The following is a 5836-nucleotide window of genomic DNA, read 5'->3' on the forward strand; positions in this document are numbered from 1 at the left end:
GCTTCGTCAGCGAGCTCGCCGGAGATGAATCGCTCTCCCGCCGTCCCATGCAACGCATCATCGAGCCGCTCAGCGCCATGGGCGCCCGCATCGAGAGCTCGAATGGGCGGCCCCCTCTGCGCATCAGCGGCGGGCGTTTGAAAGGCATCTCCTACAAGCTTCCCGTGGCCAGCGCCCAGGTAAAGAGCTGCCTGCTCTTCGCCGGCCTGCTGGCCGAAGGAGAGACCCAGGTCGAAGAGCCGCTGCGCACCCGCGATCACGGCGAGCTGGCGCTCAGGGCCTTTGGCGCCGAGGTCTCGCGCCAGCGCAACCGCGCCACCATCGCCGGCGGACAGAAGCTTCACCCCATCGAAGCCGCCATACCCGGCGACATCTCCTCGGCGGCATTCTTTCTCTGTGCGGCCGCTCTATTCCCGGAATCGAATCTGGTGATTGACGACCTGCTGCTGAACCCCACCCGCGCCGCTATCCTCGACGTGCTGGCGGCGATGGGCGTGCGTAGCGCCATCCTGAAGGCGGAAGAGCGCCACGGCGAGGTAGTGGGCTCCATCGCGGTCCAGCCCGGACACATGCGCGGGGCCACTATCGCCGGCGCCCAGTCGGCGCTGCTCATCGACGAGCTGCCGGTGCTGGCCGCCATCGCGCCCTACACCGAGGAGGGGGTCGAGATCCGCGACGCCCGCGAGCTGCGGGTCAAGGAGTCCGACCGCATCGCGGCCGTCGCTCGCAACCTGCGCGCCATGGGCGCCGAGGTCGAGGAACGTGAAGACGGCTTGCGCGTCCCGGGACGCCAGAGGCTGCGTGGGGCGGAAGTGGATGCCATGGGCGATCACCGCATCGCCATGGCCTTCGCCGTCGCCGCCCTCCGCGCCCAGGGCGAGACCGTGATCCGCGGCGCCGATTCGGCCCGCATCTCCTTCCCCGCTTTCTTCAACACTCTCGACGCCGTTGTCGAGCGGTGACTATACTGATACCGAGGTGGGTGCGTAGCTCAGCTGGTAGAGCAATGCCCTTTTAAGGCATGGGTCGCAGGTTCGAATCCTGCCGCACTCACCATTTGCTATGGCGCCTGCGTGCAACGCGATGCGGTCGCCGGCGGCGACTGCCTTGATCATCCTGGCCGTGGCCCTGTCTGCTCCGGCAGGTGGGTCGCGGCAGAAGAGCCAGCCTCGGGTCGTCACTCGGACGCGGCTGGTGGCCCTTTACTCGGACCTCGAGAGCCAGCTGGCGGCGGCGGCGCAGAAGGGCGACAAGGCCAGGCTCGAGCAACTGCTCAGCGACGACTTTGAGCAATGGTCGCCGGAGCCTCCCGGTGATCCCATCCCGCGGGAAGACTGGATGGCGGCCTACCATCCCACCAGCTTCACCACCAGCCAGATGGCGGTGCGCGCTTTCGGAGACACCGATGTGGCCAGCTTCGTCCTGCACCAGAAGGGCGCCTTCGGGGACAAGGACTTGAGCGGCGACTTCTTCGTGGTGGACGTCTGGCGACGGGAGGGGAACGCCCCCCGGCTCGCCTCACGATATATCTCGAAATCCTCGAAGTGGAGCGCGCCATCGGCCTCTCCGACGGGCAAACGCTGAACGAGTAACCACCCCCCCGATCGGGCCGACTGCCGGTCTTTGTTCTAGGCGGCTGCGGCCACCTTGAACTCCGGATACTTGGTTGCCGGAGCGCCATGGATCATGGTGTAGGCGTATTCGACGCCTACGCCGTACGCGCCGAGGTGCTCCTTCACGATCTCGATGACCGCGTCGTAGGTGTCCTTCTCCGCCCAGTCGCGTTGCCACTCCAGCATGGTGGACAGCGCCGTGACCGGTTTCGCGCCGGCCTGGACCACGCGCTTCATGGCGTTGTCGTGGGAGAGTTGGTTGACGTCCCCACAGCAGTCCTCCACGACATATACCTCGTAGCCGTCATGGATGGCTTGGATGGTCGGCAAGGCCACGCAAGTCTCGGTCCAGAGCCCGGAGAGGACGATCTTCTTGCGTCCGGTCTTCTCGATGGCGGCGACGAAGTTCTTGTCGTCCCACGAGTTCATCGTAGTGCGCTCGACCGGCTTCTGGTCGGGGAAGACGGCCTGGATCTGCGGCCACATGTACCCGCTGAAGCTCTTGGTCTCGACGGTGCTCAGGACGACCGGCACGTCGAAGACCCGGGCGGCTTTGGCGAGCACGATGTTGTTGTTGATGATGGTCTGGCGGTCGAAATTGGCGACCCCAAACAGCATCTGGGGTTGGAGGTCGATGATCGCTACCACGCTGTTGTCAGGCGTGAGCAATCCCTTTTCGCTGCGCTTGCTGCGAGTCGTCTTACGGGCCATAACGTCCTCCTGGAAGAAGTTGATGAGACCCCACACTTCAATATTCGGCGAATGCGTCGTCGGGGTAGCAGTAGAGCCAGCGCTCTCCCGGCTCGGCCGAGGCGATGACCGGATGTCCGCCGGCGCGTGCGTGCTTGCTGGCGTGCTGATTGGGCGAGCTGTCGCAGCACAAGGTGGCTCCGCACTGCTGGCAGGTCCGAAGGTGGACCCAGGGGGAGCCGGTCTTCACGCACTCGGCGCACTCGCGGCGCTGGGCATGCTTGACGCGCTTGATGGCGCCGAGATGAGCGCAGGCGGCAGCTGGAGGCATAAGCCGCTCCTTGTTATTCGGCCAGGACCTGGTGCACGAAGGAGACCGCGATCGAGCCTTCCCCCACGGCAGAGGCGACGCGCTTGACGTTGCCACAACGGACGTCACCCACGGCAAACACTCCCGGCAGGCTGGTTTCCAGGTGATGCGGCGGACGCGCCAGGGGCCAGCGTGCCGTCTTCAGATCATCCGGCGTCAGGTTCTGCCCAGTCTTGATGAACCCCTTGTCATCGAGAGCGACGCAGCCGTTGAGCCAGGCGGTGTTGGGAGTGGCGCCCATCATCAGGAACACATGGCGGATGTCGCGGACCTCGATCTGTCCCGTCTGGTTGTTGCGCCAGCGGACGCATTCCAGATGGTCGCGTCCGTCGAGGACGATGATCTCGGTGCGGGTACGCAGAGTGATGTTTGGGGTCTCCTCGATGCGCCGGATGAGGTAGCGTGACATGGTGTCGGCCAATCCGCCCGAGCGGACCAGCACGTGTACGTGCTTCGTCCTCTGGGCCAGGAAGACCGCCGCCTGACCGGCAGAGTTCCCGCCGCCCACTACGACGACTTCTTCGTTCTCGCACAACTGCGCCTCGACGAAGGTGGCCGCGTAGTAGATGCCGGTGCCCTCGAACTGGGACAGGTTCTGGAGCGGCAGCTTGCGATACTGGGCGCCGGTGGCGATCACCACAGTCCGGACGGGCACGCGAGCGCCGTCGGCGAGCTCGACCGCATAAGGTTTGCGGTCGCAGGTCAGCCGGGTGGCGCCACGAGTGACCAAGACCTGCGCGCCGAACTTCTGCGCCTGGTGATAGGCGCGCGCGGTGAGTTCGGCGCCGCTCACTCCGGTGGGGAAGCCGAGGTAATTCTCGATCTTGGAACTGGAGCCGGCCTGGCCGCCGGGCGAATTCGCTTCCAGGACCAGGACATCGAGGCCTTCGGAGGCGCCGTACACGGCGGCCGCCAGTCCCGAAGGGCCGCCGCCAATCACCACCAGGTCGCGCACCTGGGTCTCGTCGATCGCGTCGTTGTAGCCGAGACAATCGGCGATCTGCTCATTGCTCGGATTGCGGAGCACGGTTTGCCCCCGGCAGATCACCACCGGGACATCGGCAGCGGAAATATGGAACTGGTCCAGGAGGTGCTCGACATCGGCGTCGCGCTCTAGGTCCAGGTAAGAATAGGGGTGGCCGTTGCGCATCAGGAACTCTTTGATGCGCAGGGTGCCGGCCGAGTGATTCGATCCCACCAGCACGACGTCGCCGATGCCGTGGGCGATCAGGTGCACGCGGCGCAGGATGAAGGCGCGCATGAGGATGTCGCTGAGCTCGGCGTCGCCCTGGATCATTCGCACCAGGTGCTCGCGGTCCACCTCGATGACTTCGCCGGCCTTGATGACCCGCATGCGCACCAGGGTCCTGCGGCCGGAGAGCATGTTGACCTCGCCAGTGAACTGGCCCGGCCCGTGAGTGGTGATGTGGGTCTCGGTCGTGCCCATGGGACGAACGATCTCGAGCTCGCCCGCCGTGACGACGAAGAAGGGCACGACCTTGTCTCCCTGCTCGACCAGGACCTCGCCGGCGTGGGTCGGCCGCGCGCGCCCTTGGGCGGCGATGCGAGCGATCTGCGCCGCGCTCAGGACGGGAAAGGTCTGGGTCGCTGCATCGAGGGCGCTCGGGATTGGCCAGGTAGACATCGGTTGGACTCCAGTCACTTGCCGCATAACCGCCTTGTCTCTCCCTGCAGAGACAAGGCGGGATGAGCCGAATCACAGGTTCTAGGCAGCCGCCTCTTCCGCCCGCTCGAAGAATGCCAGCAGTTCGCCGTTGACCTGGTCCTTCAGGGTCGAGCACAAGCCGTGCGGAGCGCCGGGGATCACCTTGAGCGTCGCCCCCTTGACCAGCTTGGCCGACAGCAGGGCCGAGGCGGCGATGGGGACGATCTGATCGTCATCTCCATGCAGGATGAGCGTGGGCACGTCGACCTTCTTCAGGTCCTCGGTGAAGTCGGTTTCCGAGAACGCCTTGATGCAGTCGTACGCGGCTTTGAAGCCGGCCTGCATGCCTTGCAGCCAGAAGGAATCGCGAATGCCCTGCGAGACCTTGGCGCCCGGTCGGTTGAAGCCGTAGAAGGGCAAGGTGAGGTCCCGAAAGAACTGGGAGCGGTCGGCGAGGACGGCGGCGCGAATCTGGTCGAAGGTCTCGACGGGCTGGCCGCCGGGATTGGCCGCGGTTTTCAGCATCAGGGGCGGCACCGCGCCGATGAGCACAGCCTTGGCCACGCGCTTGGTGCCGTGTCGGCCGATGTAGCGGGCAACTTCGCCTCCGCCGGTGGAATGGCCGACGTGGATGGCGTCGTGGAGGTCCAACTTCTCGACCAGTGTCGCCAGGTCGTCGGCATAGGTGTCCATGTCATTGCCGTTCCACGGCTGGCTGGAGCGGCCATGCCCGCGGCGGTCATGGGCGATGCAGCGGTAGCCCCGGTCGGCGAGGAACAACATCTGGTCTTCCCAGGCGTCGGCGCTGAGAGGCCAGCCGTGACTGAACACTACGGGTTGGCCGGTGCCCCAGTCTTTGTAATAGATCTGGGTGCCGTCTTTGGTGGTGATGGTGGGCATGAGGTTCTCTCCTTTTGATTATTTCTCCGCAGTTTCGGTGGACCAGCCAATGAAGGCTGGAGGGCTCACGCGGCGCCGCGCTTGGACACCGCGCGCAGCGGTTCGATGCGAAAACGTTTGGCAGCCAGAACGGTGAACCCGAGGAAGACCAGCAGGACCACCGACTGGGCGGCCAGGAAGGGCAGCTCTTTCTGGGTCGGCGCCAGCGCTTTCAACGCGGGCACCTTCAGGAATGCCTGCACAACGGCGACAAAGACGTTGAGATAAAGCGCCAGGGAAGCGCAAATCACGTACACCGCCCACCAGGGGCCGGCCAGCCGCCGGCTATAGCGCGCGAAGATCGCGATGGCCAGCACCACCAGCGAGATTCCTCCGACTACATGCGAGGGCAGCAGTTGATGGAACGGGAAGCCGTATCCCGTGACGCTGGTCGCAACCGTCGTGGCCAGGAAGAGCCCGGTCCAGCCATCGAGGCGCTTGCCGCTCAGCAAGCCCCAGAGAACGACAATTCCCGAACCGATCCCCGCCAGACTCAACGCTACGTGGATGAGGAGCAACGCATTCATTGGGAGCCTCCTGAAAAAGCCGCCCCCTAAG

General features: G+C 65.2%; 7 protein-coding genes and 1 tRNA gene. 3 read left to right on the forward strand and 5 right to left on the reverse strand.

Annotated elements, in window-relative coordinates:
• The 3 genes from aroA to VMS96_01725 form a co-directional block, all read left to right on the forward strand.
• The coding region (gene aroA / locus VMS96_01715; GenBank protein ID HVP42116.1) for a 3-phosphoshikimate 1-carboxyvinyltransferase at nucleotides 1–962 on the forward strand (962 nt) is incomplete at its 5' end.
• Nucleotides 963–980: 18 nt separating this feature from the next.
• Nucleotides 981–1056 (forward strand) — tRNA-Lys (locus VMS96_01720).
• Between the two features lie 51 nt (nucleotides 1057–1107).
• Complete coding sequence (locus VMS96_01725; GenBank protein HVP42117.1) at nucleotides 1108–1584, forward strand: nuclear transport factor 2 family protein; 477 nt, start codon at nucleotides 1108–1110, stop codon at nucleotides 1582–1584.
• 44 nt (nucleotides 1585–1628) lie between these two features.
• On the opposite strand, the gene VMS96_01730 is transcribed toward VMS96_01725, so the two are convergent.
• From VMS96_01730 to VMS96_01750, 5 genes are all read right to left on the reverse strand, one after another.
• Nucleotides 1629–2324, reverse strand: coding sequence for a hydrolase (locus VMS96_01730; GenBank protein ID HVP42118.1), 696 nt, complete (start codon nucleotides 2322–2324; stop codon nucleotides 1629–1631).
• Nucleotides 2325–2361: 37 nt separating this feature from the next.
• Nucleotides 2362–2634 carry a UBP-type zinc finger domain-containing protein gene (locus tag VMS96_01735; protein HVP42119.1) on the reverse strand — a complete coding sequence of 91 codons (273 nt, stop codon included), beginning with the start codon at nucleotides 2632–2634 and terminating at the stop codon, nucleotides 2362–2364.
• Nucleotides 2635–2647: 13 nt separating this feature from the next.
• Nucleotides 2648–4318: an FAD-dependent oxidoreductase gene (locus VMS96_01740; protein HVP42120.1), complete on the reverse strand. Its 1671-nt coding sequence runs from the start codon at nucleotides 4316–4318 to the stop codon at nucleotides 2648–2650.
• An 81-nt stretch (nucleotides 4319–4399) separates the two neighbouring features.
• Complete coding sequence (locus VMS96_01745; protein ID HVP42121.1) at nucleotides 4400–5239, reverse strand: alpha/beta hydrolase; 840 nt, start codon at nucleotides 5237–5239, stop codon at nucleotides 4400–4402.
• 65 nt (nucleotides 5240–5304) lie between these two features.
• A complete protein-coding gene (locus tag VMS96_01750; protein HVP42122.1) occupies nucleotides 5305–5805 on the reverse strand; it encodes a hypothetical protein in 501 nt (166 codons plus the stop codon).
• Nucleotides 5806–5836: the final 31 nt, after the last annotated feature.

This window comes from Terriglobales bacterium, assembly GCA_035543055.1.
In the GTDB taxonomy this organism is placed as follows: domain Bacteria; phylum Acidobacteriota; class Terriglobia; order Terriglobales; family Acidobacteriaceae; genus JAIQFD01.